At 68.2% G+C, this 26,973-nt stretch carries 15 protein-coding genes; 3 read left to right on the forward strand and 12 right to left on the reverse strand.

Going from position 1 to position 26,973, the window contains the following annotated elements:
* Window positions 1-36 precede the first annotated feature (36 nt).
* From N5J29_RS15035 to N5J29_RS15065, 7 genes are all read right to left on the reverse strand, one after another.
* The gene (locus N5J29_RS15035) at window positions 37-1,683 is read right to left on the reverse strand and encodes an MFS transporter (protein WP_164152582.1); all 1,647 of its coding nucleotides are present in this window, start codon (window positions 1,681-1,683) and stop codon (window positions 37-39) included.
* Window positions 1,677-2,960: an alginate export family protein gene (locus tag N5J29_RS15040; protein ID WP_164152525.1), complete on the reverse strand. Its 1,284-nt coding sequence runs from the start codon at window positions 2,958-2,960 to the stop codon at window positions 1,677-1,679. Before N5J29_RS15040 ends, N5J29_RS15035 begins: the two co-directional genes overlap by 7 nt.
* Complete coding sequence (locus N5J29_RS15045; RefSeq protein WP_197623035.1) at window positions 2,939-4,786, reverse strand: amidohydrolase; 1,848 nt, start codon at window positions 4,784-4,786, stop codon at window positions 2,939-2,941. The genes N5J29_RS15040 and N5J29_RS15045 overlap by 22 nt, the downstream gene beginning before the upstream one ends.
* Window positions 4,787-4,905: 119 nt before the next feature.
* Window positions 4,906-5,325: a DoxX family protein gene (locus tag N5J29_RS15050; protein WP_128989507.1), complete on the reverse strand. Its 420-nt coding sequence runs from the start codon at window positions 5,323-5,325 to the stop codon at window positions 4,906-4,908.
* Between the two features lie 2 nt (window positions 5,326-5,327).
* The gene (locus N5J29_RS15055; protein WP_065182959.1) at window positions 5,328-5,984 is read right to left on the reverse strand and encodes a hydrolase; all 657 of its coding nucleotides are present in this window, start codon (window positions 5,982-5,984) and stop codon (window positions 5,328-5,330) included.
* A complete protein-coding gene (locus tag N5J29_RS15060; protein ID WP_164152522.1) occupies window positions 5,981-6,397 on the reverse strand; it encodes an AraC family transcriptional regulator in 417 nt (138 codons plus the stop codon). Before N5J29_RS15060 ends, N5J29_RS15055 begins: the two co-directional genes overlap by 4 nt.
* A 78-nt stretch (window positions 6,398-6,475) precedes the next feature.
* Entirely contained in the window at window positions 6,476-6,811 is a 336-nt protein-coding gene (locus tag N5J29_RS15065) for a hypothetical protein (protein ID WP_164152520.1), read from the reverse strand.
* Window positions 6,812-6,907: 96 nt separating this feature from the next.
* Here N5J29_RS15065 and N5J29_RS15070 point away from each other — a divergent pair, with 96 nt between their 5' ends.
* Complete coding sequence (locus N5J29_RS15070; RefSeq protein WP_164152518.1) at window positions 6,908-9,937, forward strand: sensor histidine kinase; 3,030 nt, start codon at window positions 6,908-6,910, stop codon at window positions 9,935-9,937.
* A complete protein-coding gene (locus tag N5J29_RS15075) occupies window positions 9,930-10,583 on the forward strand; it encodes a response regulator transcription factor (protein ID WP_065175264.1) in 654 nt (217 codons plus the stop codon). Before N5J29_RS15070 ends, N5J29_RS15075 begins: the two co-directional genes overlap by 8 nt.
* Before the next feature lie 22 nt (window positions 10,584-10,605).
* On the opposite strand, the gene N5J29_RS15080 is transcribed toward N5J29_RS15075, so the two are convergent.
* On the reverse strand, window positions 10,606-11,799 hold the full coding sequence (locus tag N5J29_RS15080; protein ID WP_164152516.1) for an MFS transporter: 1,194 nt from the start codon (window positions 11,797-11,799) through the stop codon (window positions 10,606-10,608).
* A 93-nt stretch (window positions 11,800-11,892) separates the two neighbouring features.
* On the opposite strand from N5J29_RS15080, the gene N5J29_RS15085 reads away from it, so the two are divergent.
* Window positions 11,893-12,840 carry a LysR family transcriptional regulator gene (locus N5J29_RS15085; protein WP_164152580.1) on the forward strand — a complete coding sequence of 316 codons (948 nt, stop codon included), beginning with the start codon at window positions 11,893-11,895 and terminating at the stop codon, window positions 12,838-12,840.
* On the opposite strand, the gene N5J29_RS15090 is transcribed toward N5J29_RS15085, so the two are convergent.
* From N5J29_RS15090 to N5J29_RS15105, 4 genes are all read right to left on the reverse strand, one after another.
* The gene (locus N5J29_RS15090; protein ID WP_164152514.1) at window positions 12,821-14,011 is read right to left on the reverse strand and encodes an HlyD family efflux transporter periplasmic adaptor subunit; all 1,191 of its coding nucleotides are present in this window, start codon (window positions 14,009-14,011) and stop codon (window positions 12,821-12,823) included. The genes N5J29_RS15085 and N5J29_RS15090 overlap by 20 nt on opposite strands.
* Window positions 14,004-16,169, reverse strand: a complete 2,166-nt coding sequence (locus tag N5J29_RS15095; protein ID WP_164152513.1) for a type I secretion system permease/ATPase — start codon at window positions 16,167-16,169, stop codon at window positions 14,004-14,006. The genes N5J29_RS15090 and N5J29_RS15095 overlap by 8 nt, the downstream gene beginning before the upstream one ends.
* Entirely contained in the window at window positions 16,150-17,337 is a 1,188-nt protein-coding gene (locus N5J29_RS15100) for a TolC family protein (RefSeq protein ID WP_279924466.1), read from the reverse strand. The genes N5J29_RS15095 and N5J29_RS15100 overlap by 20 nt, the downstream gene beginning before the upstream one ends.
* An 86-nt stretch (window positions 17,338-17,423) precedes the next feature.
* Entirely contained in the window at window positions 17,424-26,804 is a 9,381-nt protein-coding gene (locus N5J29_RS15105) for an Ig-like domain-containing protein (protein ID WP_279924467.1), read from the reverse strand.
* Window positions 26,805-26,973: the final 169 nt, after the last annotated feature.

Consider the following 26,973-nt stretch of genomic DNA (forward strand, 5'->3'; position numbering starts at 1 on the left):
ATCCAGCATCCGCCGGGCATGGCCCGGCGCTACCTGTCAGATATCGCTGTGATGGTGCGGTACCGCCGTGGGCAACGGGTCATGCCCGCCGACGAAATGACGTACCACCGGCGCGCGTTCACCACGGTGCAGGGCGCGCAGCACTTCCTGGATCGCCTTGTCGTCGGCCGTAATGCGTTCGTGCTGGCGCAGGTGCTCCAGCCAGGACGGGGTCACGAAATACTCCAGATGGATGCCCGGGCTGGCCACATCTTCGACCACGCCCCACACCACCGCACCGTCGCGGCGCCGGACCGTGCCCAGCGCGCGCATCTGCGCCTGGAACGATGCACGGTCGGCGGCATCGATGCGGTATTCGATCGTCACCAGCACCGGCCCGCGATCGTTGGAGACCGGCACCGACAGTTCCGGCGCCGGCCAATGACCCGCAGGGCGCAGGTTGAGATCTTCGGTGCCAGCGATTCGCACCCTCCACACCAGCAGCCCGCCGATGACCGCGCCTGCTGCCGCAACCAGCAGCGCCAGTTCCGGCGATGTTCGCTGCGCCAGCGCGCCCCAGCATAGGCCGCCGGCGGCCATGCCTGCCGAGAACACCATGATGTACAGCGCCAGCGCTCGTGCCCTCACCCACGCCGGAACCGCCGTCTGTGCGGCGATCTGCAACGAGGACAGTACCGTGATCCAGGCAAAACCGTTCACCAGCATCACCACCGGCAGCAGGTACCAGCTGCGGGTCAGCGCCAGTCCAACCAGGCTCAGTGCCAGCGCCAGCGTCGCCAGCAACACCAGCAGATCGCGGTCCAGCTGTGCGCGCAATCTAGGCAGCAGCAGCGCCCCGGCAACCGCGCCGATGCCGATGCAGCCCAGCAGCATGCCGTACTGCCCTGCACCGCCATGCATCTGCCCTCGCACCACCACCGGCAACAATGCGTTCATCGCCGCAGCGAAGAAGAAAAAGCCGACCGATTTGATCAGCACCGCCTGCAGACGCCCGGCGCGGCTGGCATAGCGCAGTCCGGCCTTCAGTCCGGCACCGAAGCCTTCCGGCGGCAGGCTCGATGCCTTCGGGTCACGCTTCCAGCCCCAGACCACGAACAGCATCGCAGCGAAGGTGATGGCATTGAAGCCAAAGGCCCACACGGCTCCCAGCTGGGCGACGATGAGGCCACCGACAGCAGGCCCGATCGAACGGGCGATGTTGATGCCGATCGAATTCAGCGCCACTGCCGACGGCAGCATCGGCTGCGGAACCAGCTCGGAGACGATCGCTGCCTGCGCCGGCATCGCCATCGCCGCGCCACATCCCATGCAGAACGTGAGCAGCACCAGCAGCTGCGGCGTCAGCATGCCGAGCGAGGTCAGCACCGCCATCAAGGCCGCCACTGCCAGCATCCATCCCTGGGTGGCCAGCAGGTACGTGCGGCGATCGACGATGTCGGCCAGGGTTCCTGCGGCCAGTGCCAGCAGCACGATCGGTACGGTTGTGGCTGACTGCACCAGGGCCACCATCAACGGTGATCCTGTGCGTTCGGCCATCACCCAGGCCGCGGCCACGTCATTGACCCACGTACCGATGTTGCTGGCCAGGATCGCCAGCCAGATCGAGCGGAAAATGCGGATCTTCAGCGGGGACCAGACACCTGCGGCCGGTGCGGGAGGTTGCGATGTGCGTGCATTCACCATTGCCATGCTCCAACGATCGAGGCGAACAACGTGTCCTGGCCACCGGCCTGCGTCAGCGCAGGACCGGCATCGACCCAGGCCAGCTGCAGCTGCCACTGCCAGTGTGCACTGGCCTGCCAGCGGGTTTCGGATTTGTACTGGCGGCCGATCCTGCGCGCGCCGCCTGCGCTGCCGGGCAACGCCACCAGCGGTGCGGGCGCGGTGTACACCGCATCGGCGCGGCGGTGCTTCCAGGCCATCTGCATGCCCAGTTCAGTGGTGACGGATTCGTGCAACCGCAGTGTGAGGGTTGGCTGCACGTCCATCAGGTTCGCCGGCGCCAGCAGGCTGGCTTCGCTGAAGTAGGCCGATTTCGGGCACAGGGCATTGAAGGTGCCCAGCCGGGCGTCGTTCGGGCGGCCATCACCACTGGCGATGTCGGCCTTCAGTCCCAGCCGTGGCTGCAAGGGCAGTTGCGGCCAACGCCAACCGGTATCGGTGGCCAGCGTCCACGCGCGGATATCAAGCTGCTCGCTGGTGGTCCGCAGCTCACCGCCCTGCACGACCAGCTCGCTGTTCCAGTCCAACGATCCGGCCTGGCCGAACCAGCGCGCCCCGAGAGTCTGCCGGCGCTCGATGCCGGCGCCTGCCGCGAAGCGGGCGTCCTCCCGGCGATAGTCCAGCAGATAGAGGTCCCACTGGCCCGGACCCTGGCCTGGCGCCGTGGTTGCATAGGCACCCCACAGATGCGCACCGCGTTCGCCACGGTCATCGAACGCACCCGGCCGGTTCTCCACCGGACGCAGTGCCATCAGTTCCAGCACGCCCAGTCCGCCCTGCCATCCGACCCTGGCACCATCGAAGGCCAGGCGGATATTCGGCCCGTCGCGCACCGACAGCAGGCGCGAGCTGCCATGGCCCGCCTCCTGCCGCCCGAGCTGCATATGCAGGCCGCCGCGCTGCCAGCGCCAGTACGCCTGCTGCACATCCAGCGCACCCCGATCGGTCCTGCCAGGTCCACCGGCCCTCCCACGCTCGCCGTGCACGCCCAGCTGCAGCATCGCCTTCCAGTCGCGTTCACCGTAGGTGGCCGACGCCAATGCGCGAAGCAGGCCGTAGCCATCCTCGCCGCCGCCGATACCGAAGCGGGTCGGGTCGTAGTACATGCCGCGCAGACGCATCGAGGCATCCCACTGCAACGTGCCGTCAGCGGCATCGCTGCAGTAGCCCCCCTCGCAGGCGAGCGCAAGGGACGGCGCGGCCAGCAGGGCGAGGCTCAGAATGCGAAGCACGAGCATCCCATCGCACCCCAGAATGCGGTCAGATCATTGCTGGGTGCTGCATGGCGCGCGGCATGGTCGTGTGCACCGTGGGTCCTGCAGGCCGCACCATGGTGATGGTGATGCGCCTTCGCCAGGCCGGTGGCCGCGCCGCTCACGTGATACCCCCCGAACCGGTTGACCGGCGACCAGTCCGGCATCGCCGGCGGCAGCTGCGGCGCCAGTCCGGCATAGTCTTCGCCGGCATGCACGATGCGGCCACCGACCACGGTAAGCACGCTGGTGATGTCGGCGATGCGGGCATCTTCGACGCGGAAGAAATCGGCGGAGAGCAGGATGAAATCGGCCAACTGGCCTTCCCTCAAGGTGCCCTTCACCGCTTCGTCGCCGGAGAACCATGCGCTGCCCTGCGTCCACAGGCGCAAGGCCTGCTCGCGCTCCAGCAGGTTCTCCTCCCCATACAGCGCCAGGCCGCCGACGGTGCGCCCGGTGACCAGCCACGACAGCGCGACCCAGGGGTTGTAGCTGGCCACGCGGGTGGCGTCGGTGCCCGCGCCGACCGGCACGCCTTCGGCCAGCATGCGCTTCACCGGCGGCGTGTGCCGTGCCGCCTGCACGCCATAGCGTTCGACGAACGCTTCGCCCTGGTAGGCCATGCGGTGCTGTACCGCAATGCCTCCACCCAGTGCCCGGATCCGCTCGATGTTGCGCGGGGTGATGGTCTCGGCGTGATCGATGAACCAGTGCAGTCCATCGAACGGTACTTCGCGGTTGACCTGCTCATAGACATCGAGGATGCGGCCGATGCTCTCGTCATAGGTCGCGTGGATGCGGAACGGCCAGCGCTTCTGCACCAGCAGCTTCACCACATCATGCAGCTCCGGCTCCAGCTCCGGCGGCAGCTCGGGGCGTGGTTCGCTGAACAGCTCGAAGTCCGCTGCCGAGAACACCAGCATCTCGCCGGCGCCGTTGTGGCGCAGCAGATCATCGCCCTGGCGGGGCTGCAGGATCTCACTCCAGCCACGGAAGTCATCCACTTCCTTGCCTTTGTTCTGCGTGAACAGGTTGTAGGCGATACGCACGGTCAGCTGGTCGTCGCGGTGCAGCTGCTCGATGACCTGGTAGTCCTCGGGATAGTTCTGGAAGCCTCCCCCGGCATCGATCACCGAGGTGATGCCGAGCCGGTTCAACTCGCGCATGAAGTGACGGGTGGAGTTGGCCTGGTATTCGACCGGCAGGCGTGGCCCCTTGGCCAGCGTCGCATACAGAATCAACGCATTGGGCTTGGCCAGCAGCAGGCCGGTGGGGTTGCCCAGCGAATCGCGCACGATCTGGCCACCGGGCGGGTCCGGCGTTTCGCGGGTGTAGCCACATGCACGCAGCGCCGCCCCGTTGAGCAGCGCGCGGTCATACAGGTGCAGCAGGAACACCGGCGTATCCGGTGCGATCTGGTTGAGCTCCTGCAGGGTCGGCAGGCGCTTCTCGTGGAACTGGGCGGCGGTGAAGCCCCCCACCACGCGCACCCATTGCGGCGCCGGGGTGCGATCGACCTGTGCCTTGAGCATGGCCATTGCATCGGCCAGCGAACGCAGCCCGTCCCAGCGCAGCTCCAGGTTGTAGTTCAGGCCACCACGGATGAGGTGGGTGTGACTGTCGTTGAGGCCGGGCACCAGTCGCCTGCCCTGCGCGTCGATGAGCGTGGCTTCGGCTCCCCAACCACGCATGATCTCTTCATCGCTGCCTACGGCGACGATGCGCCCTTCCTGTACGGCCAGCGCCTGTGCATGCGGACGGTGTGGATCGAGCGTGGTGATGCGGGCGTTGCGGATGACCAGTGTGTGCATGCGGCGCTCCTTGGGGGCGGAATCGAGGGCGGCGCCGGCCTGTCCGGCAAGGCCCAGCGCCACGGCAGCGCCGGTGCCCAGTACGACGCTGCGGCGGCCGGGATCGAGTGGCTCATGGTTCATGCGATGTCTCCGGGAAATACGGGGCTGTCCAGCGCCCAGGCTCCCGGCCCGGCCAGCGCGATGGCCAGCAGGACGAGAGTCCACATCAGGGGGTACTCGGCGCCGGCGCGCATCCAGAACCAGCCCTTGGGCACGGCCAGCAGCACGGTGAAGCCGATGAACGCCGCTGCGGCCAGCGCAGCGATGCGTGTCTGCCAGCCCAGCAGTACGGCCATTCCGGACAGCACCTGCAGCCCGGCCAGCAGCAATGGCAGAGGCGCGGCCGACGGCAGGCCGAAGCCACGCAGTTCGCCCGCAAAGCCGCCCAGGCCAGGGCCACCGAACCAGCCGAACAGCTTGCCCAGCGCGTGGGGCAGCAGGAAGCCGCCCGCCGCCACGCGCAGGATCAGCAGCGCCAGGTCGAGCCCCGGATCCATGGTCAGTGCCCGCCTTCCTGGGCGCCGAACATGGTCTTGGCGTACTGGATGCCGATGCCGTAACCGCCCGCGTGATCACGGGCGATTCCGGTGGTCAGGCCATAGGTCTCGCCGCGCGCCCAGTCGCGCTGCAGCTCCAGCAGGTACTGCACGCTGGTCATCGGCACCGCACCGGCCTGCACCATGCGGGCGATCGCCCGCTCATGTGCTTCCACGCTGACATCGCCGCAGGCGTCGGTGATCACGTACACCTGGAAACCCTGCTCCAGCGCTGACAGCGCAGGCCCCACGATGCACACGCTGGTCCACAGCCCGGCCATCACCAGGCGACGCCTGCCGATGCGATTGATCTCATCGATCACCGGCTGGTCTTCCCAGGTGTTCATGGAGGTGCGATCGAACACCTTCTGCCCGGGGAAGATCACCGGCAGCTCCGGAAACATCGGGCCGGAGAACGAGGTCTCCGCGACCGTGGTCAGCACCACGGGCACATTGAAACCCTGCGCGCCCTTGCTGATCAGCGCGACGTTGTTGCGCAGCGCCGAGATGTCGATCGTGTGGGTTGCAAATGCCATCTGCGACTGGAAATCGATCAGGACCAGTGCGTGATCGGTGGGCGATAGCAGGCCTTTGGCAGGAATTGCGGTAGCGACGCTCATGGATGGACTCCGTTGCGAACAAGGGCAGGGGGAAGGGACAGGGCTGCATCTCCAGCCAGGTACTGGCCGGGGCTGCAGCCGGTCTCCGCGCGGAAGCTGCGGACGAAATGGCTCTGGTCGAAGAAGCCCAGCTGCTGCGCCAGGCAGGACATCGGCAGTTGCACGACGGGCAGCAGCTGGCGGGCACGCTCGATACGGCGGCGGCGCACGTAGCGCAGTGGGCTCGCGCCGGTTCCGGTGCGGAACAGCCGCACCAGATGGAAGCGGCTCACGCAGGCCGCGTCAGCCAGCTCGGTGACCCGCATCGGCTGTGACAGGTGTTCATCGATGTAATGCAGCGCACGCTGCAGAGCGGCAGCCTGCCGGGGCGGCAGCGCCGCGACGGTCGGAACAGGGCTGGATACGGTAGCCATGGAGGGGTGCCACGACGGGGTGCCCCATGGTGCGGGGCGCCGGCACGATGCCCTACCCCCGACGGACGAGGGCAGCACCTACCCGAATGGGGGAGACCGTCGCTCCAGCACACGTCGTCCGAACAGCCGCGCGTCCAGCGAGTAGGCACCCGGCCCAAGTGCCAGCAGGGCCAACGGCAGCAACGCCAGGGCCCACGGCACGGACTGCCAGAACAGGCACGGCACGGCCAGCAGCGCAGACAGCGGCGTCAGCACCCCCAGCAGCAGCGACAGGGCGACCAGCAGGCAGGCAGCCGTCAGCAGCCAGCCCGCGTCGGACGGGCGCACGCACAGCGCTGCGACCATGCACAGCCGCAGCCACAACAGGCCGGCGCCGGGACCGCGGTCAGGAAACATCACGAACAGGCGCTGCATGGAGAGTCTCTGTGGTCCATGCCGGCGTGATAGCCGAGTGCCGCGGCAGGCGCCTACCCCGTTCGGGTCACCCCGCACTGCCCCGCACCTGCGAGAATGCGCTGCATGCATGGCTGCCCCTTCCCTTCCCTGCGTCGCCTGACGGCGTTGCTGATGTGCCTGCTGCTGTGCATCGCCCTGCCCGCCCACGCCGTGCAGCGCCCGGCAGTGAGCAGCGGGCTGCCCGGCTACGAGCACACCGCCTGGCGGGTGGGACAGGGCGCACCCGGCGATATCTGGGACATCGCCCAGGATCGCGACGGCCTGCTCTGGCTGGCCACCGGCTCCGGGCTGTACCGCTTCGACGGGCGTCGCTTCGAGCGGCAGCCCGCACCGCCCGGCAGCCGATTTCCCTCCACCAACATGGTCACCCTGGTGCCCGGCGATGGCGATGCGCTGTGGATCGGCTATTTCCAGGCGGGCATCAGCCAGTTCGCCAATGGCCAGCTGCGCAACTTCGGGCGCGCGGAAGGGGTTCCGGTCGGCGTGGTGCCGCGCTTCAGCCGCGACCAGCAGGGGCGCCGCTGGGCCGCCATCGACGGCGGGCTGCGCTGGTTCGACGGCAAGCGCTGGCGGCCGCCACCGGCCAGCGCAGGCCTGCCCGAGCGGCGCGTGCAGTGGGTCCTGCAGGACAGCCGCAATACCTTCTGGGTGCTGGCCGACCTGAAGATCTGGAAACGCGCGCCGGGTGCCGTCCGCTTCGAGGACACCGGCATCGCTGTCTCGCAGATGGCCACGTTGGTGGAGAGCCCGCTGGGCGAGGTGTGGCTGGCCGACCGCGTGCGCGGCACCTCGCCGCTGGCCAACGCGGAGGGTGTGCTGCCACAGCACGAGCGCGAAGCACGCCGCCTGCCGGAGCTGGTCGCTGCGCGGCTGCAGTTCACCGCTGATGGCGCGCTGTGGGCGACGATGAGCCCGCACGGTGGGGTCGCCAGGGTCACGTTCGATGGCAGGCGCGCCGTGCGCATGGAACGTTTCGATTCACCGGATGGCCTGACCGCAACGTCGGCCGTGCCGATCATGGCCGACCGCGAAGGCAATATCTGGGTCGGCACCAATCTCGGCCTCAACCGCTTCCGCGCGCGCAGCGTGAGGACGCTGTCGGCCGGTCCTGCCGATCCGTATCGCTCGCTGGTCCGTGCCAGCGATGGCCGCGTGTATGGCTACGGCGAGGATCTGGCACCTTATGACCTGCGCCGGGAGCTGCTCGACGGCAGTGGCGCGCAACTGAAAGCCGCTGCACGCGGCGCGCCGACGCCGATCTGGCAATTCGACTGGGTCAATCTCGCGCGCACGCGTAACGGCCGGACCGCACGGATCGCACTGCCGGCGCCGTTCACCGGCCAGCCACTGCACGCGCTGCTGTTTCCCGATGACGAGCAGGCCTGGGTCTGTACCGGCGAGCGCGGCGTGCTGCATTACGCGCAGGGCCGTTGGCAGCGCGAAACGCGCCTGCCCGAGCAGGCCTGTTCCTCCCTGGCAATGGACGACAACGGCCAGCTGCTGCTGGGGTATGCCGATGGACGCCTGCGCCATCTGGGTGATAGCACGATCGAGACCTTCGGTGCCGCGCAGGGGTTGTCAGTGGGGCCGGTGACTGCCCTGCTGCAGCAGCGCGATCTGTTGCTGGTCGCCGGCGAATCGGGCCTGGCCGCACGCCTGGGCGGCGGACGTTTCATGCCGGTACGCACCGACCTTGCGGGCGTGCTCGAAGGCATCACCGGCATGGTGGCCGATGCACAGGGCCGGCTCTGGCTCAACGGCAGCCGCGGCCTGGTGCGTCTGGACAGCGCGCATCTGCGGCACGCGCTGCGCGCCGGCCTGCCGGTGACGCCGCGCCTGTTCGATGCCGTGGACGGCATGCCGGGCGTCGCCCTGCAGAGCGGTCCGATCTCCACGGCGGTGCTGGCCGGCGACGGGCTGCTCTGGCTGGCCACCAACCAGGGCCTGGCATGGCTGGACACGACCCACGCGCACGTCAACAGCATGGCGCCAAGCGTCCGCATCGGCGATGTGCTGTACGGCAACGTGCACGAACCACTGCGTGACAATATGCGCCTGCCCGCTGGTACCACCCAGCTGCAGATCGACTACGTGGCCCTTTCACTGGCCCGGCCCGAACGCAACCGCTACCGCTATCGACTGTCGGGTGTCGACGAGGACTGGCAGGACGCCGGCAGCAGCACCCGCGCCTACTACACCAACCTGGCCCCCGGCAGCTACCGCTTCGAGGTGGAGGCCGCCAACGAAGACGGCATCTGGAGCCGGGTGCCGGCGCATCGCAGCTTCCGCATCGCACCGACCTTCATGCAGACGGTCTGGTTCAAGCTGCTGTGCGCGCTGCTGGTGCTGGCGGTGCTGGTGATGGCCGTACGGATCCGCAGCGGACAGCTGGCCGCGCTGTTCCGGGCCCGGCTGCAGGAGCGCAACGGCGAACGCGAGCGCATCGCCCGTGACCTGCATGACACGCTGCTGCAGGGCAGCCAGGGCCTGATCCTGCGCCTGCACGCGATCAGCCAGTCACCACAGACACCGGAAACCGTGCGCAGCCAGCTGGAATCGGCGATGCAGCTGGCCGAACGCAATCTGGCCGAGGGCCGCGAACGGGTCAACGCCCTGCGCGACGGTCCCTTCGCGGGTCGTGATCTGGCCTCGGCCCTGGCCGATGTGCACGCTGAGTACGCCGGCCAGGGCACCAACCCACTGCGCCTGACCGTGGAAGGCACCCCGCCCCGCCTGCAGCCGGATGCTGCCGAGGAGGTGTTCCTGATCGGCCGCGAGGCGATCCGCAATGCATTGCGGCATGCGCACGCCAGCGCCATCGAGGTCGAGCTGTCCTACGGTGCCCGCTGCTTCCTGCTGCATGTCCGCGATGACGGCGTTGGCATTGCCGACGACCATGCCGGTGCCGGCCACTGGGGGCTGCAGGGCATGCGCGAGCGCGCGCAGCGGCTGGGCGCGGCGCTGAAGCTGTGGACGCGGCCCGGCCTGGGCACTGAAGTGGCGCTGTCGGTCCCCGCGCGCCGCCTCTATCACCGAAGGCCGTCGCGCTGGCGCTGGCCCTGGAGCAGACCTGACCATGACTGAGCTCTCCCCTCCCATCGGCGTGCTGGTGGTCGATGACCACCCGCTGCTGCGCGACGGCCTGGCGGCCCTGCTCGGCGCCCAGCCGGACCTGCGGCTGCTGGGCGAAGCTGCCGACGGTGAAGAAGCCATCGCGCAGTACCAGCATCTGCAACCGGACGTGGTGCTGATGGACCTGCAGATGCCCCGGCTGGACGGTGTCGAGGCCATCATGCGGATCCGCGCGCTCGACCCGCGTGCCCGCATCATCGTGCTGACCACCTACCGCGGCGACGTGCGCGCGGTGCGCGCCCTGCAGGCCGGTGCCAGCGCGTACCTGCTCAAGGACATGCTGCGCCATGAACTGATCGATACCATCCGCATGGTGGCCGGTGGTCGCCGTGCGCCTATTCCACCCGCGGTGGCCGCCAGCATCGCCGCGCACGTGGTGGAGGACCGGCTGTCGCCGCGCGAAACCGAGGTGCTGCGGCATGTTGCCGGCGGACTCTCGAACAAGCGCATCGGCGAACGCATGCAGATCTCGGAGCAGACGGTGAAAGCGCACATGAAGAGCCTGATGGACAAGCTGGGCGTCGGCGACCGCACCCATGCGGTCACCCAGGCCCTGCGCCGCGGCATCATCAGCCTGGACGACAGCGGCCACGATTGACGCGCGGCTGCGCGCGCAGCGCTCAGCGCAGGCGGATCAGCAGGCTGCCACCGGCACAGAGCGTCGCCAGCCATGCCACCCCATGCCACCCCCACTGCGCCAATGCCAGGCTGCCAAGTGCCCCTCCGGCCGCCATGCCGATGAACATGCCGGTGAACAGCACTGCATTGAGACGGCTGCGTGCGGCGGGCGCCAAGCCATACACCAGTGTCTGGTGGGCCACCAGGGCCGACTGGAAGCCGAAATCGAACAGCAGTGCGCTGGCCACCAGCAGCGGCAGCAGTGCCGCTGCGGGCAGCCACGATTCGGCGAGCAGCAGTGCAAAGCCAAGCAATGCCACCATGATCGCCAGGCGTGCCACTGCGGGGCTGCCCAGCCTGTCGGCGAAGCGACCGGCGAACGGCGCCGCCAGCGCGCCCGCCGCACCGGCAATACCGAAGGCGCCGGCGGCAGCACTGCCCAGTCCCAGACGCGCATGCAGCATCAGCGCCAGGGTTGACCAGAACGCGCTGAAACCCACCGCCAGCAACGACTGGCTCGCCACCGCCCGGCGCAGCTGCGGCTGCTCCCGCCACAGCGACAGCAACGAGCCCAGCAGCGCCGGATAGCGCAGGGTGCTGGTGGGTGCGAAGCGGGGCAGTGCACGCGCCATCACCACCCCCATCGCCGCCACGGACACGGCCGCCAGCACGAACTGGGTGCGCCAGCCCCAGGCCTCGGCCACCATCCCGCTGACCACGCGCGACAGCAGGATGCCCAGCAGCAGACCGGTCATCACCCGTCCGACCACCTGCCCGCGTTGCGCATCCGGAGCCAGCGCCGCAGCGGCAGGCACGATGTCCTGGGCCAGCGTTGCCATCAACCCGACCAGCAGGCTGGCCATCAGCAGGCCCGGCAGGTGCCCCGCCCCGGCCGCTGCGGCGAGTGCAACCGACAGCAGCGCGGACTTCAGCAGGATCAGCGACCGGCGGTCGAAACGATCCCCCAAGGGCGCCAGCAGCAGGATGCCCAGCGCATAGCCGAGCTGGGTCAGGGTCGGCACCAGACCTGCCGCGCGCTCGCCCGCGGACAGGTCCTGGGCGATCAGTCCCAGCATCGGCTGGCTGTAATAGAGCGATGCCACCGAAAACCCGGCACCGGCCGCCATCGCCAGTACCAGGGAGGTGGAAGGAACCACGACCGGCGGGGCGGTCACGGAAAGCGTGGGGGTGGACATCAGCAACTCCAGTCAGGGAACGGGAGGTAGCCTGCGCCTATTCGCCTCACGTCTGTAGTAGGATCAAATGAATACTTTTCATACATGGTGCGTATGATGGACATGGCCCCGGGCGCCGACCGGCTCGACCTGCTGCGCACCTTCCTGCGCATCGTCGACGCCGGCAGCCTGTCTGCCGCCGCCGCGCAGCTGGGTACCACCCAGCCCACCGTGAGCCGCCGCCTGCAGGCACTGGAACGGCAACTGGGCCTGCGACTGCTGCACCGGTCCACGCATGGTCTGCAGCTGACCGAGGGGGGCATGCGCTGCCAGCGGCACGCGCAGCGGGTGGTGGAGGAATGGGAAACGCTCCAGGCCGAACTGCAGGGACAACCCGACGTGCTGCGTGGGCGCCTGCGTGTGATGGTGCCGCATGCGTTTGGACAGGCACAGCTGCTGCCGACCATGCTCGCCTTCCTCGCCCGGCATCCACAGTTGAGCCTGGAGTGGATCCTCGAAGACCGGCGCCCGGACTTCATTGCCGAGGGCGTCGACTGTGCGGTGCGGGTCGGCCCGGTGGACGAGCCACGCATGGTCGCGCTGCCGCTGGCCGAAGTCCCACGCATCGTGGTCGCCGCGCCTTCGCTGGTCGATCCCGATGCGGTGACCACCGCTGCACAGGCGCAGGCATTGCCGTGGATCTCCCTCGTCACCTACTACCGCGAACGCCTGCTGCTGCACGACGCACGCGGGCGTCCGCACACACTGTCGATCACGCCGCGCCTGCTCAGTGACAACCTGTTCGTGGTCCAGCAGGCGGCGCGTGCGGGCCTGGGTGCGGCGGTGGTATCGGCCTGGCTGGTCGCCGAGGATCTGGCGCACGGCCGCCTGGTCCAGTTGTTGCCGGGCTGGGAAGCGCCGCCCCTGCCGGTGCATGTGGTGTTTCCTGCCGCGCGCCAGCAGCCGGCGCGGCTGCGCGCCTTCATCGATGCGATGAAGGCCGCCCTGCCGCAGCTGCATGGCATGCGGCCGACTCCCGGTCTCAGTTCAACCGCGCCTTGATCAACGGTCGCAGCAGGTAGTTCAGGACGCTGCGCTTGCCGGTCAGGATGTCCACATCCGCCACCATGCCGGGAATGATCGGCAGGGCCTCGCCGTGCCGCCGCAGCTGGCTGCCATCGGTGCGGATCAGCACCTGGTAGAACGATTCCTTGCCCCGCGGCGTATCCTCCTCGATGGTATCGGCACTGATCTGCTCGACGGTGCCGCTGAGTTCGCCGTAGATGGTGTAGTCATAGGCGGTGATCTTGACCTTGGCCGGCATGCCCGGCACCAGGAACGCGACGTCGCGCGGCTTGACGCGGGCTTCCACCAGCAGCCGTTCCTCCACCGGAATCACCTCCATGATCGGCTCGCCGGGAGGAATCACGCCACCGCGGGTATTGATCAGCACCGTGTTGACCCGCCCACGCACGGGCGACAGGATCTCGGTGCGCCGCAGCTGGTCCTGCCGCTGGTGCACGATCGGCTCCAGTGCGGACAACTCCGCCTTCAGCTTGGAGCGTTCGGTATAGGCTTCCTGGAAATAGGTGTTGCGCAACTCGCTGAGCTTGCCGGTCAACGTGGCGATTTCCTGGGTCAGCTTCAACTCTTCCATCTGGCTGACGGCGTTGCGCGCGACCAGCGGCCGCACGATCCGCAGCTGGTCGCGCGCGATCGACAGCTGCTGGCCGATGGCTGCCGAACTCTGCTGCAATGTCGCACGGCGGGACTGGTACAGCTCCCGCTCCGAACGTGCCAGCGCGCTCTCGGCCGGAATGTCGTCCGGGAACTCGATGGCACCTTTGCCCAGCACCTCCGCATCCAGTCGCGCGATTGCGGCCCGCAGCACCTGCGACTGGTTGGCCGATTCCTCGTAGTTGGTGCGGAAGTGGGTTTCCTCCAGCCTCACCAGCGGCTGGCCCACTTCGACCAGGTCTCCCTCCTTCACCAGCAGGCGATCGAGGATGCCGCCTTCCAGGCTCTGGATCTTCTGCATGCGGCTGTACGGCACCACCCTGCCCTCGCCACGGGTCACCTGGTCCAGCTGCGCAAGCGCGGCCCAGCCCACGGCGATGGCCACCGTCGCCAGCAGCACCCACAACAGCGGTCGGTACACGGGATGCGTGGACGCCAGCAGTGGATCCGCAAGCTCGCGCCGCAGTCGCTGCGAACGCTTCTGCCGCTCAACCATGATGTCCTCCTGCGACCGCGGCGATCGGCTGCACCTGGTTGCCCTGCACCACCTGCTCCAATGGGCCGTCCATGATGATCCTGCCGTTGCGCATCACCACGGCACGCTCGACGAGGGCCAGCATGCTGCGCTTGTGGGTGGTCAGTACCAGAGTGCGCTGGCCGAGCCAACGCTGCAGGAACTGGATGACATGGGTCTCGCTCTGCTGGTCGAAGGCGGCGGTGGGCTCATCCAGCAGCACGACAGGCGGATCCTGCAGGATCACCCGGGCCAGGCCGATGGCCTGGCGCTGGCCACCGGACAGGCTGCCGTTGCCCATCACCAGCTGGTCCAGCCCCAACGGATTGCCGCGCACGAAAGGCCCCATGCCCACCGCGTCCAGCGCCTCCAGCAGCTCCTCATCCCGCCAGGCGGCACCTTCCAGATTGAGGTTGTCGCGCAGGCTGCCATGGAACAACGCCACGTCCTGCGGCAGATAACCAATGTTCCGTGCACGGTCACCGGGATCGATCTGTGCCAGCGCCACGTCGTCCAGCAACAGGCGTCCCTGCTGCGGCGTCACCAGTCCGGACAGCACGCGCAGCAGGCTGGACTTGCCCGCACCGTTGCCGCCCAGCAGCGCCACCCGCTGCCCAGGTGCGATGGACAGCGCATGCACGTCGACCACCCACGGCCCTTCGCCCAGCGCCAGGCGGACATCGTGCAGCTGGTAGGCACCCTGCAGGCGCGGCCGGTGCACGAAGCGGGCACCCTGTGGGCGCTCCTGCTCGGCGCCCATCAACTGGTCCAGCCCCTCCATGGCGACGCGGGTGTGCTGCCAGCGTCCCAGCACCGCCGCAACCTGCGCCAGCGGCGCGATCGCCCGCGATGACAGGATCGAGCACGCCACCAGTGCGCCCACGGTCATCGCACCGTCATTGATGCGGTAGACACCGAAGGCAACCACACCCACATACGCAAGCTGCTGCACCACGGCCGCGCCATGGCTGAGGCTGGCGGTGAGCGTACTTGTCTTCAATGCCGTTCCCGCCAGCTGCGCCGTCAGGCTTTCCCAGTGCTTCAGGCTGCGGCCTTCGGCACGCGTGGCCTTTACTGATTCCAGGTGTTCAAAGGCCTCCAGCAGCACGCTGTTCTTCATCGCCCCTTCGCGCAGATTCTGCCGCGACAGCTCACCCAGCCGGCGCTGCGCGAGCACGCCCGGCAGCACCATCAGGACACAGGCCACCACCGGCACCCAGACCACATGCCCACCGATCAGGGCGATCAGCAGCAGGAACACGAACACGAACGGCAGGTCGCTGAGCAGCGCAGCGGTGGACGAGGTGAAGAAATCACGCACGCCCTCAAACTCGCGCACCTGCGTACTGAATGCCCCCATCGACGCCGGCTTGGCGTTGATCCGGGTACCGAGCACGCGGGCGAACAGCAGCGTTCCCAGCTGCAGGTCCATGCGCTTGCCGAGCACATGCAGCAGCTGCCCGCGCAGGACGCGCAGCACCCCTTCGATGATGACCGCCAGGGCAACGCCACTGGCCAGCACCCACAGCGTGTCGAACGCTGCCACCGGCACCACCCGGTCATAGACCTGCATGGCGAATATCGCCGTCGCGATGGCCAGCAGGTTGGCCACGAATGCGGCGGCCCCCACCTCGACATAGGAGCGCCACAGCTGACGCAGTGGCCCGTAGAACCAGTGCTCGCCCCGGCCCGCGGCGAAATCGCCGACCCGGCCATCCGAGCGGAAGCGCGGTTTGGCGAACACTGCCGTACCACTGTACAGCGCCTGCAGTGCCTGCAGCGGCATGGCCTGTGTGCCACCCTCGGCCTGTGGCACCTCCACCTGCGCCTGGTCATCGCTGATCGCCGTCAACAACAGCGTGTTCCCATTGTTCAGCAGCAGCAGGACCGGCAGCAGATAGGCGTCGATGTCGGTCAGCTCGAAGGCCTCCACGCGCGCGTTCAGGTCCGCCCGCCGCAGCGCGCGTGGCACCCGCTGCAATGGCAGCCGCCCCTGCTCCAGAGCAATGCCGTCAACCAGCTCGGCAGCACCCAGTGGCCGGCCCAGCCGCTCGCACAGCAGCAGCAGGCCATCCTGCAGCGGGTCGCGCGGCGTGTTGCCGCTGCCGGTGGTAGTCGATTCAATGCGCGGCGTCTGCATGCGTCCTCCCTCCAAGCAACTCACCCAGCTGCCCGATCTGGGCGGCAGCGCGATAATCGATACGGACCCGCTCCATGCGCAGAGTTGCCAGCTGGCGTTCGGCCTCCATCCGCTCGCGCTGCACGCTGAGCAGATCGATGATGTCGCGGCGTCCGACCTGGAACTGGTCGTGATACAGGCCGCCGACGTGCGTGGACTCCTCCACCTGTTGCTGCAGCGCCTGCTCACGCAGTACCAGCGCATCGGCGTTGTCGAACAAGGTGCGCATCTTGCGCCGCAGATCACGGCGGGTGGCGTCGGCACTCCACTGCGCCGCCTCCAGTCGCTGCCGGGCCGCCGCCGGCCGCTGGAAATTGCTGAAGCCGCGCAGGACATCCATGCGCAGGCGCAGCGAAACCACCGAATCGTTCTCCATCTGCCCGCCGATCTCGCGGCGCAGCGCCGATGCCTCCACGTTGAGCTGTGGCTTCAATGCCGCGCGCGATTCCGCCAGCTCCGCCTCGGCTGCCGCGGCATCCTCGCGCGATTCCCGCAGCAGCGGCGCGGCCTCGATTGCTGCATCCAGGCCGTCACGCTGCCACGCCCGCCGTCCGGCAGGCAGGTCCGGCGCCTGCAGCGGGCCAGGATCCCGGCCCAGCAGCAGGGCCAGCTGGTTGTTGGCATCGCGCAAGGCGCCTTCCTCGAACGCCAGCTGGTCCTGGCCGCGGGCGAACTCCAGCTGCGCGCGATCCAGCTCGGTGCGGTCGGCGTAGCCGCTGCCGCTGCGGTCGCGGGCCATGCCGCGGACGCCCTCGATCCGCTGCAGGAAGTCACGCACGGCCACCACTCTTTCGCGGGCGACCAGCACGTCCAGGTAGGTCTCGATGATATCCAGCGCTGCGTCGTCCCGGGCGACCTCCAGCGCTGCCAGATAGCGGCGCTGGGTCGCACTGGCGGCCTCGACCTGGCTGCGCGTCCGGCCCCAGTCGAACAGCATCTGCGACAGCGTGACGTCGTACACCATTTCGGACATGTGTCCGGCCTGCGGTCCGCCGGAGATCTGCAGTGCGGGAAAGTAGCCCCCCCGTGCGATTTTCACGTCGGTGCCTGCCCGTTCCGCTTCGCTCAGCGCCGCACGCACCCGGGGATGGATCGCCAGTCCGGTCTGCACAGCCTGCTCCACACTCATCGCACTGGCCCCCGCCGGCAGGCCGCACAGCAGGAGGAGCGCGAACGCTCCTCCTGCCCACCGCCTTCGGCTCCGCCGTTGCGGCATCAGGCCACCACCTGCACCGAGTTGTCCTCCACCAGCAGCGTGGTGCTGCCAAAGGTGTACACGTCGTAGGTCACACCATTGATCAACTGGGTGGTTCCGGTGTTGACCGCACCGATGACGTTCAGCACATCGTTGCTCTCGCCGGTGATCTGCAGCGTGTCGTTGCCATCGGTGATCGCCGCCACCTCCGCCGCAGTGAGGGTGAGCACGCTGCCCGAATCTCCCGTGCCCAGATCGATGCGCTCGATGTTGCTGAGCGTGCCCACACCAGCCGAGTTGTAGTCCAGGTCGATGCCATTGGCCAGGATCAGGGTGTCGAATCCAGCCCCTCCATCGATGCTGACGAAGTTGGTGGCGGTGATCTGGATCGCGTCGTCGCCGTTGCCGGCGACCACGTGATCGCCGCTGCCGACGTTGAAGATCAGATCGCTGCCATCGCCGCCGTTGATGTGCTCGGAACTGCCGTTGGCGCCGGACAGTACGTCATTTCCGGATGTACCGTTGACATCGATCTGACCGATGTTCAACGACAGGCCGTTCGGACTCAGCGTGACGCCGTAGGCAGCGCTGTCGTTGCCGTTGGAATCGGTAGATACCAGATTGAAGGATATCTGCGACCCAAGGTTGAGGATATCGGTGATGTTCAACCCGAGCTGGCTGAGGATGGTCGGACTGAGCAGGTTCAGCGAGAAGTTGCCGGAGGAATCGGCCTGGATCGGCAGCAGCTCGACGTTCAGCGCAGGCGTGATCACCCGGATCACAACGCTCGAATCCGGCTCGGTGGTGCCACTGAAGCCAAAGCGCGGACTGAGAGGATTGAGGCTGACGTCCACCCCGAAGTTGCCGATGGTGACCGGCTGTTCGATGCTGGTGCCGATGCCGATGCTGGCCACGTTGCTCGGATTGCCAGCCGGATCACTGCCCACGACCGACACCTGTGCGTTGAGCAGCTGGTCCCAGGTGAAGTCGATATCCAGATCGGTGAGCAGGTTCAGCGACGCCAGGCCACTGTTGTCGGCGGTGACCGTCGCCGTGGCCGTCACACCTCCTACCGTCAGCGTGACCGTCAACTCGGTGCCGGGTTCGGCGGAAATGGTCAGCAGATTGCCGACCAGCGACAGCACCGGGGTTGCGGGTGGAACCGTATCGATGGTGAAGGCTTCCGGCGCCGATGCGGTGCCACCGGCGACTTCGGCGGTGATGGTCGATGCGCCTTCCGGGAACGGCCCCATGCCAGCGGGCGGCGTCAAGGTCACGGTCACCGAACCGGCCGCGATGTCCGCAGCGGTCAGGGTGTGGCTGACATCGGCCTCGTAGCCGTTCTGGCCCGCGAACCTGACGGTGATGACCTGCCCGACCTGCATCGTCGGGCGAACGGTCACGTCGACCTGGATGCCGTCGCCGATTTCCGCAGCATTGATCCACGTGTCGGCGGCCTCCGGCACGCTGATGTCCGGTGGCGCAAGATCGGGGGCATTGATCGTCGCCGGACCGCTGGTATTGCCCGCCAGATCGATCGCGACCGCAGAGATCAGCTCGCCGGCAATCAACGGTGGTGCGAACGGCAGGCTGAAGTTGCCGCTGCCATCCACATTGACGGTGATCGGATTCGCGGTGTCTCCATTGACCACAATCCGGACCTGGCTGTTGGGCTCGGCCGTGCCGCTCAGCAGCGCACCGTCAGCACTCACGCTGAGCAGCGGCGCCGGCGGCGCCACGGCGTCCACCGTGGTGGTGGCCGGGCCGCTGTTGTTGCCCGCCGCATCCTGGGCCACCGCGTTGATCACGGTGCCATCGGGCAGCGGCGCTTCAGGAGTGAAGCTCCAGTTGCCGCTGCCATCGGCGATAGCCTGCCCGATCGGATCGCCGTTGCCATCGGTGAGGATCACCGTGGCACCCGCTTCGGCCGTGCCAGTGATGACACTGCCGTTGCTCGGGTCGATCACCGGTGCCGGCGGCGCCACCGCGTCCACCGTGGTGGTGGCCGGGCCGCTGCTATTGCCCGCCGCATCCTGGGCCACCGCGTTGATCACGGTGCCATCGGGCAGCGGCGCTCCAGGGGTGAAGCTCCAGTTGCCGCTGCCATCGGCGGTGGTTTCGCCGATGGGATCGCCGTTGCCATCGGTGAGGATCACTGTTGCACCGGCTTCAGCGGTGCCAGTGATGACGCTGCCGTTGCTCGGATCGATCACCGGGGCCGGCGGCGCCACCGCATCCACCGTGGTGGTGGCCGGGCCGCTGGTATTGCCTGCGGGATCCTGTGCCACCGCGTTGATCACGGTGCCGTCGGGCAGCGGCGCTCCAGGAGTGACGCTCCAGTTGCCGCTGCCATCGGCGATAGCCTGCCCGATCGGATCGCCGTTGCCATCGGTGAGGATCACCGTGGCACCCGCTTCGGCCGTGCCAGTGATGACACTGCCGTTGCTCGGGTCGATCACCGGTGCCGGCGGCGCCACCGCGTCCACCGTGGTGGTGGCCGGGCCGCTGGTATTGCCCGCCGCATCCTGCGCCACCGCGTTGATCACGGTGCCGTCGGGCAGCGGCGCTCCAGGAGTGAAGCTCCAGTTGCCGCTGCCATCGGCGGTGGTTTCGCCGATGGGATCGCCGTTGCCATCGGTCAGGATCACTGTTGCACCGGCTTCAGCGGTGCCAGTGATGACGCTGCCATTGCTCGGGTCGATCACCGGGGCCGGCGGCGCCACCGCATCCACCGTGGTGGTGGCCGGGCCGCTGCTGTTGCCCGCCGCATCCTGCGCCACCGCGTTGATCACAGTGCCATCGGGCAGCGGCGCTCCAGGGGTGAAGCTCCAGTTGCCACTGCCATCGGCGATAGCTTGCCCGATCGGATCGCCATTGCCATCGGTGAGGATCACCGTGGCGCCGGCTTCAGCCGTACCGCTGATGACGCTGCCGTTGCTCGGATCGATCACCGGGGCCGGCGGCGCCACCGCATCCACCGTGGTGGTGGCCGGGCCGCTGGTATTGCCTGCGGGATCCTGTGCCACCGCGTTGATGACGGTGCCGTCGGGTAGCGGCGCACCAGGAGTGAAGCTCCAGTTGCCGCTGCCATCGGCGATAGCCTGCCCGATCGGGTTGCCACTGCCATCGGTGAGGATCACCGTGGCGCCGGCTTCAGCCGTGCCGCTGATGACGCTGCCATTGCTCGGGTCGATCACCGGGGCCGGCGGCGCCACAGCGTCCACCGTGGTGGTGGCCGGGCCACTGCTATTGCCCGCCGCATCCTGCGCCACCGCGTTGATCACGGTGCCATCGGGCAGCGGCGCACCGGGAGTGAAGCTCCAGTTGCCACTGCCATCGGCGGTGGTCTGCCCGATCGGAGCGCCATTGCCATCGGTGAGGATCACCGTGGCGCCGGCTTCAGCCGTACCGCTGATGACGCTGCCGTTGCTCGGGTCGATCACCGGGGCCGGCGGCGCCACCGCATCCACCGTGGTGGTGGCCGGGCCGCTGTTGTTGCCCGCCGCATCCTGCGCGATGGCATTGATCACGGTGCCGTCGGGCAGCGGCGTAGCCGGGGTGAAGCTCCAGTTGCCGCTGCCATCGGCGATGGCTTCGCCGATGGGATCACCGTTGCCGTCGGTCAGGATCACCTTCACGCCGGGCTCGACGGTGCCGGTGATCACCGTGCCGTTGCTGGCATCGAGCGTCGGCGCCGAGGGCGCGACCGCATCGACGGTCGTGCTGACCGGGCTGCTGTTGTTGCCGGCCGCGTCGCGCGCCAGTGCATTGATGACGGTGCCATCGGGCAGAGGCGTGCCGGGCGTGAACGACCAGTTACCACTGCCATCGGCGATGGTCTGCCCAATCGGAATACCGTTGCCGTCAGTGAGGATCACTGTCGCACCGGCTTCGGCGGTGCCGCTGATGACGCTGCCGTTGCTCGCGTCGATCGTCGGTGCCGGCGGCGCGACCGAATCGACCGTGGTACTGGCCGCGCCGCTGCCGTTGCCCGCCGCATCCTGTGCCACCGCAGTGATCACCGTGCCATTCGGCAACGGTGTAGCCGGCGTGTAGCTCCAGTTGCCGGCGCCATCGGCGGTGGTCTGGCCGATCGGGTTGCCACTGCCATCGGTCAGGATCACTGTGGCACCGGCTTCGGCTGTACCGCTCACCACACTGCCGTTGCTCGGGTCGAGCACCGGCGCCGGCGGCGCCACCGTATCCACGGTGGTCGTGGCCGGGCCACTCGCGTTGCCTGCCGCATCCTGGGCCACCGCCGTGATCACGGTGCCATCGGGCAGCGGCGTGCCGGGCGTGAACGACCAGTTGCCACTGCCATCGGCGGTGGTCTGCCCGATCGGATCGCCATTGCCATCGGTCAGGACCACCGTCGCGCCGGCTTCGGCGGTACCGCTGATCACCGCACCGTTGCTGGCGTTGATCGCCGGCGCCGGCGGCGCCACCGCATCGACGGTGGTACTGGCGGGGCCGCTGCTGTTGCCGGCCGGGTCCGTCGCGATGGCGTTGACCACCGTGCCATCGGGCAATGGCGTGGCCGGAGTGAAGCTCCAGTTGCCACTGCCATCGGCCGTGGTCTGCCCGATCGGGTTGCCGCTGCCATCGGTGAGGATCACCGTGGCACCGGCTTCGGCCGTACCGCTTACCACACTGCCGTTGCTCGGGTCGATCACCGGCGCCGGCGGTGCCACCGCGTCCACCGTGGTGCTTGCCGGGCCACTGGTGTTGCCCGCCGCATCCTGGGCGACCGCGGTGATCACCGTGCCGTCCGGCAGCGCTGTGGCGGGGGTGAAGCTCCAGTTGCCGCTGCCATCGGTCGTGGTCTGCCCGATCGGGTTGCCGTTGCCATCGGTGAGAATCACTATCGCACCGGCTTCGGCGGTGCCGCTGATCACCACGCCGTTGCTGGCGTTGATCACCGGTGCCGGCGGTGCCAACGCATCCACGGTGATGCTGGCCGGGCCACTGCTGTTGCCGGCCGGGTCCGTCGCGATGGCGTTGACCACCGTGCCGTCGGGCAATGGCGTGGCCGGGGTGAAGCTCCAGTTACCGCTGCCATCGGCCGTGGTCTGCCCGATCGGAGTGCCGCTGCCGTCGGTCAGCACGATGACCGCATTGGCTTCCGCAGTGCCACTGATCTCGACCCCATTGCTGGGATCGATCACGGGCGCCGGCGGCGCAACGCCATCGATGGTGATGGCCGCCGGCGCACTGTCGACACCCGAAGGACTGCGCGCGATCACGTTGACCACGGTCCCATCGGGCAGCGGTACGCCCGGGGTGAACGACCAGTTGCCACTGCCGTCAGCCGTGACCTGGCCGATCGGGTTGCCGCTGCCATCGGTGATGATGACCGTATTGCCCGGATCTGCAGTACCGCTGATCACCGAACCGTTGCTGGGATCGATCAGCGGAATCGAGGGCAGCGAGCTGTCGACGGTGGTGCTTGCCGGTGCGCTGGTGTTGCCTGCTGCATCGGTCGCGGTGACGTTGACCACCGTGCCATCGGGCAGCGGCGTGGCGGGGCTGAAGCTCCAGTTGCCACTGCCATCGACAGTGGCCTGCCCGATCGGATTGCCGTCGCCGTCGGTCAGCGTCACGGTGCTGTTCGGTTCGGCGGTACCGGTGAGGACGTTGCCATTGCTGGCATTGACGACCGGCGTTGGCGGCGCCACCGCATCGACCGTGGTGCTGCCCTGCGGGCCGGTGTTGCCGGCCGCATCCTGCGCGACCGCGTTGACCACCGTGCCGTCAGGCAGTGCCGTGGCCGGGGTGAAGCTCCAGTTGCCGCTGCCATCGGCAGTGGTCTGTCCGATCGGGTTGCCGTTGCCATCGGTGAGGATCACCGTGGCGCCGGCCTCGGCGGTGCCGGTGATCGTCGTGCCATTGCTCGGTTCGAGCACGGGGGCCGGCGGCGGCAGCGCATCGACGGTGATGGCCGCCTGGGGACCGATATTGCCGGTGGCATCGGTGGCGGTCGCCACGATCACCGTCCCGTCCGGCAGCGGCGTGCCGGGAGTGAAGCTCCAGTTGCCACTGCCGTCGGCGGTGACCTGGCCAATCGGATTGCCGCTGCCGTCGGTCAGGATGACCGTGCTGCCAGCTTCGGCAGTACCACTGACGGTGGTGCCGTTGCTGGGATCGATGACCGGCGCCGGCGGCGCACTGGCATCGACAGAGACGGTGGACGGCGGACTGGTATTGCCTGCCGCGTCCACCGCCACGGCCGTGACGACGGTGCCATCGGGCAGCGGGGTGGCCGGCGTGTAGCTCCAGTTGCCGCTGCCATCGACGGTGACCTCCGCGATCAGGCCACCGTTGCCGTCAGTGAGGATGATCGTGCTGTTGGGCTCGGCGGTACCGCTGACCGTGTTGCCGTTGCTGGGATTCAGCACCGGCGTCGCCGGTGGCAGCGCGTCCACGGTGATGCTGGTCGCGCCGCTGGTATTGCCAGAGGCATCGGTGGCGGTCGCGCTGACGACGCTGCCATCGGGCAGCGGCGTAGCGAGCGGGAACGACCAGTTGCCGTTGCTGTCGACCGGGGCCTGACCGAAGGGATTACCGCTGCCATCGATCAACGTGACGACACTGCCCGGCTCGGCCGTGCCAGTGAGCGTGATGCCATTGCTCGGGTTGACCACGGGTGCGGCAGGTGCGACGGCATCGACCGTGATCGACGAAGGCGCACTGGTGTTGCCGGTGGCATCGGTGGCCGTGGCGTTGATCACGGTGCCATCAGGAAGCGGCGTCGCCGGAGTGAAGGTCCAGTCGCCAAAGCCATCGGCGGTGACCTGCGCAATGAGATTGCCATTGCCGTCGGTGAGCGTCACCGTGCTTCCCGGCTCGGCGGTGCCTACGATCAGGGTGCCATTGCTGACGTCGAGCACGGGCGCCGACGGCGCCTGCGAGTCGATGGTGACGCTGCTGCCGACGCTGGCGTTGCCGGAGCCATCCACTGCCACGGCGTTGACCACCGTCCCGTTGGGCAGCGGCGTGGCGGGCGTGTAGCTCCAGTTGCCGCTTCCATCCACCGTTACGCTGGCAATCGGATCACCATTGCCATCGGTGAGGATCACCCTGCTGCCAGGCTCGGCGGTACCCGTGACTGCGCTGCCGTTGCTCAGGTTCAGCACAGGCGCGGCCGGTGGCACCGCATCCACCGTGGTGCCGCCCTGCCCGCCGGTGTTGCCTGCCGCGTCGGTGGCGGTGGCATTGATCACGGTACCGTCCGGCAGTGGCGTGGCCGGGGTGAAGCTCCAGTTGCCGTTGCCGTCAGTGGTGGTCTGGCCTATTGGAGTGCCGCTGCCGTCAGTCAGCGTCACGGTACTGCCGGGCTCGGCCGTACCGCTGATGCTCGTGCCGTTGCTGGGAAGGACGACCGGGGCGGCCGGAGCGACCGCGTCGACGATGATGCTGGCGCCGGGGCCGGTGTTGCCGGTGGCGTCCGTGGCACTGGCGTTGACCACGGTGCCGTTCGGAAGCGGCGTGGCCGGGGTGAAGCTCCAGTCACCATTGCCGTCGGCGGTGACCTGCCCGATCGGATTACCGTTGCCATCGGTCAAGGTGACCGTGCTGCCGGGCTCGGCGGTTCCGCTGAGCGTGGTGCCGTTGCTGGCCTCGAGTATGGGCGCGGCAGGCGGCTGCGAATCCACGGTGACCGTTGCCGGCGGGCTGCTGTTGCCTGAGGCATCCTCGGCAACCACCGTGACCACCGTGCCATCGGGCAGCGGCGTGCCGGGGGTATAGCTCCAGTTGCCGCTGCCATCGACGGCGACTTCCGCAATCGGATTGCCGTTGCCGTCGGTCAGCACCACCGTGCTTCCGGGCTCGGCGGTGCCCGTGAGCGTGCCGCCATTGCTGGGCTCCACGGTAGGCGTGGACGGCGCGACCGCATCGACCGTGATGCTTCCCTGGCCGCTGGTGTTGCCGGCCGGATCGGTTGCGGTGGCATTCACCACCGTGCCGTCCGGCAACGGCGTGCCCGGGGTGAAACTCCAGTGGCCATCGCCATCGGCGGTGACCTGGCCGATCGGGTTGCCATTGCCGTCGGTGAGGGTCACCGTGCTGCCGGCCTCGGCGCTACCGCTGATCGTCGTGCCGTTGCTTGGATCGATGACCGGTGCGGCAGGCGCAACGCCATCGATGGTGATCGACGTGGCGGGGCTGGTATTGCCGGCCGCATTCTGGGCCACGGCAGTGACCACGGTTCCATCAGCAAGCGCCGCAGGCGGCGTGAAGCTCCAGTTGCCGCCCGCATCCGCTACCGTCTGGCCGATCGGATTGCCATCGCCATCCGTAAGCAGGATGGTCAGGCCCGCGCCCGCCGTTCCGGAAATCACACTGCCATTGCTGGCATTCACCAGCGGCGCGTCGGGATAGTCGGGCGCCTGCACCGTGACCGGCGGACTGCTGTTGCCGGCCGGATCGGTCACTACCACGCTGATCGTCTCGCCTTGGGTCAGCGGTGGATCCAGTGGTACCGTGAACTGGCCGTCGCCGCCGATCACCACGGTGGCATCGGGCTGGCCATCGCCATCGGTATCCACGCCCACCGTTGCTCCCGGCTCACCGCTGCCGCTGATGCTGCTGCCGTCGTCAGCCACCACCACGTTGCTGGCCGCTGCAGGCGGTGTCGTATCGGGGGCCGTCGCCTGCCCCGGTCCGCTCACGTTGCCGGCGGCATCGACCAGCGTCACGCTGACGCTCTCGCCGTTGGTCAACGGCGGCGACAGGGTGACACTGAATCGCCCATCGGCACCCACCGTTCCGGTCGCATCAGGCTGCCCGTCACCATTGGTATCGACGCGCACCGTGGCACCGACTTCACCGCTGCCGGTAAGCGTCCGGCCGTCTGCACTGAATGCCAGCCCGGTGGGTGCGGCCGGCGGCGTGGTATCGGGTACCGGGGGATTCTGCGGTGGATTCGCCGATCCGCCACCACCACCGCCGCCGCTGTCGGCCAACGCCACCGCTGCGCCGACCGCGGCCAGCCCGCCCAGCACCATCGCACCACTGATGCCACTGCCCGCGCCCGCGCCCGCTGCAGTCAGCGACTCGAACCCAGCCAGCGTCTCCTGCGGCAGATAGCTGGCCGCCAACGGCCCATCGCTGGCCACCGCCGGCAGATCGACGGCCACGAGCTTCTTGTCATCCACCAGGAACAGATGGCTGGGCGATTGTCCTTCAGCATAGAAGTTGACGATGCGGACGTTCTCGCCGGTCTTCAGCTGCACCACGAGATCCTGGCCGTCCTTCACGTAGCCGGCGACCTGGTCTGGATCGATGTCCAGTGCGACGTTGCTGCTCTGCTGCAGCGTCACGACATCATTGAGGACGGTGGTGGCGGCGGTATCGGAGCTGATCGACTCGCTTGCCGGGACAACCTTGACGCGGATGGCCATGGGACATTCCTCTCTACAGGCGCACCGCCATGCGCACAACGACGTCACGCACAGCGATCACGCTGGCACGGCGGCACGGAATGGATATGTTTTCGCGCGAAGCCACCGCCAACGGGCAAAACGCCTGCTGCCGGATACGTGCTTCGGAATCTTCAGGCGACCGGATGCA

This window comes from Stenotrophomonas sp. GD03680 (assembly GCF_029844625.1).
GTDB classification, from domain to species: Bacteria; Pseudomonadota; Gammaproteobacteria; order Xanthomonadales; family Xanthomonadaceae; genus Stenotrophomonas; species Stenotrophomonas maltophilia_P.

Bases quoted from the DNA above. Each gene is read 5' to 3' on its own strand.
- N5J29_RS15035 (WP_164152582.1), bottom strand. From the start codon at position 1,683: ATGGTGAATGCACGCACATCGCAACCTCCCGCACCGGCCGCAGGTGTC.
- N5J29_RS15040 (WP_164152525.1), bottom strand. From the start codon at position 2,960: ATGCTCGTGCTTCGCATTCTGAGCCTCGCCCTGCTGGCCGCGCCGTCC.
- N5J29_RS15045 (WP_197623035.1), bottom strand. From the start codon at position 4,786: ATGCACACACTGGTCATCCGCAACGCCCGCATCACCACGCTCGATCCA.
- N5J29_RS15050 (WP_128989507.1), bottom strand. From the start codon at position 5,325: ATGGATCCGGGGCTCGACCTGGCGCTGCTGATCCTGCGCGTGGCGGCG.
- N5J29_RS15055 (WP_065182959.1), bottom strand. From the start codon at position 5,984: ATGAGCGTCGCTACCGCAATTCCTGCCAAAGGCCTGCTATCGCCCACC.
- N5J29_RS15060 (WP_164152522.1), bottom strand. From the start codon at position 6,397: ATGGCTACCGTATCCAGCCCTGTTCCGACCGTCGCGGCGCTGCCGCCC.
- N5J29_RS15065 (WP_164152520.1), bottom strand. From the start codon at position 6,811: ATGCAGCGCCTGTTCGTGATGTTTCCTGACCGCGGTCCCGGCGCCGGC.
- N5J29_RS15070 (WP_164152518.1), top strand. From the start codon at position 6,908: ATGCGCTGCATGCATGGCTGCCCCTTCCCTTCCCTGCGTCGCCTGACG.
- N5J29_RS15075 (WP_065175264.1), top strand. From the start codon at position 9,930: ATGACTGAGCTCTCCCCTCCCATCGGCGTGCTGGTGGTCGATGACCAC.
- N5J29_RS15080 (WP_164152516.1), bottom strand. From the start codon at position 11,799: ATGTCCACCCCCACGCTTTCCGTGACCGCCCCGCCGGTCGTGGTTCCT.
- N5J29_RS15085 (WP_164152580.1), top strand. From the start codon at position 11,893: ATGATGGACATGGCCCCGGGCGCCGACCGGCTCGACCTGCTGCGCACC.
- N5J29_RS15090 (WP_164152514.1), bottom strand. From the start codon at position 14,011: ATGGTTGAGCGGCAGAAGCGTTCGCAGCGACTGCGGCGCGAGCTTGCG.
- N5J29_RS15095 (WP_164152513.1), bottom strand. From the start codon at position 16,169: ATGCAGACGCCGCGCATTGAATCGACTACCACCGGCAGCGGCAACACG.
- N5J29_RS15100 (WP_279924466.1), bottom strand. From the start codon at position 17,337: ATGAGTGTGGAGCAGGCTGTGCAGACCGGACTGGCGATCCATCCCCGG.
- N5J29_RS15105 (WP_279924467.1), bottom strand. From the start codon at position 26,804: ATGGCCATCCGCGTCAAGGTTGTCCCGGCAAGCGAGTCGATCAGCTCC.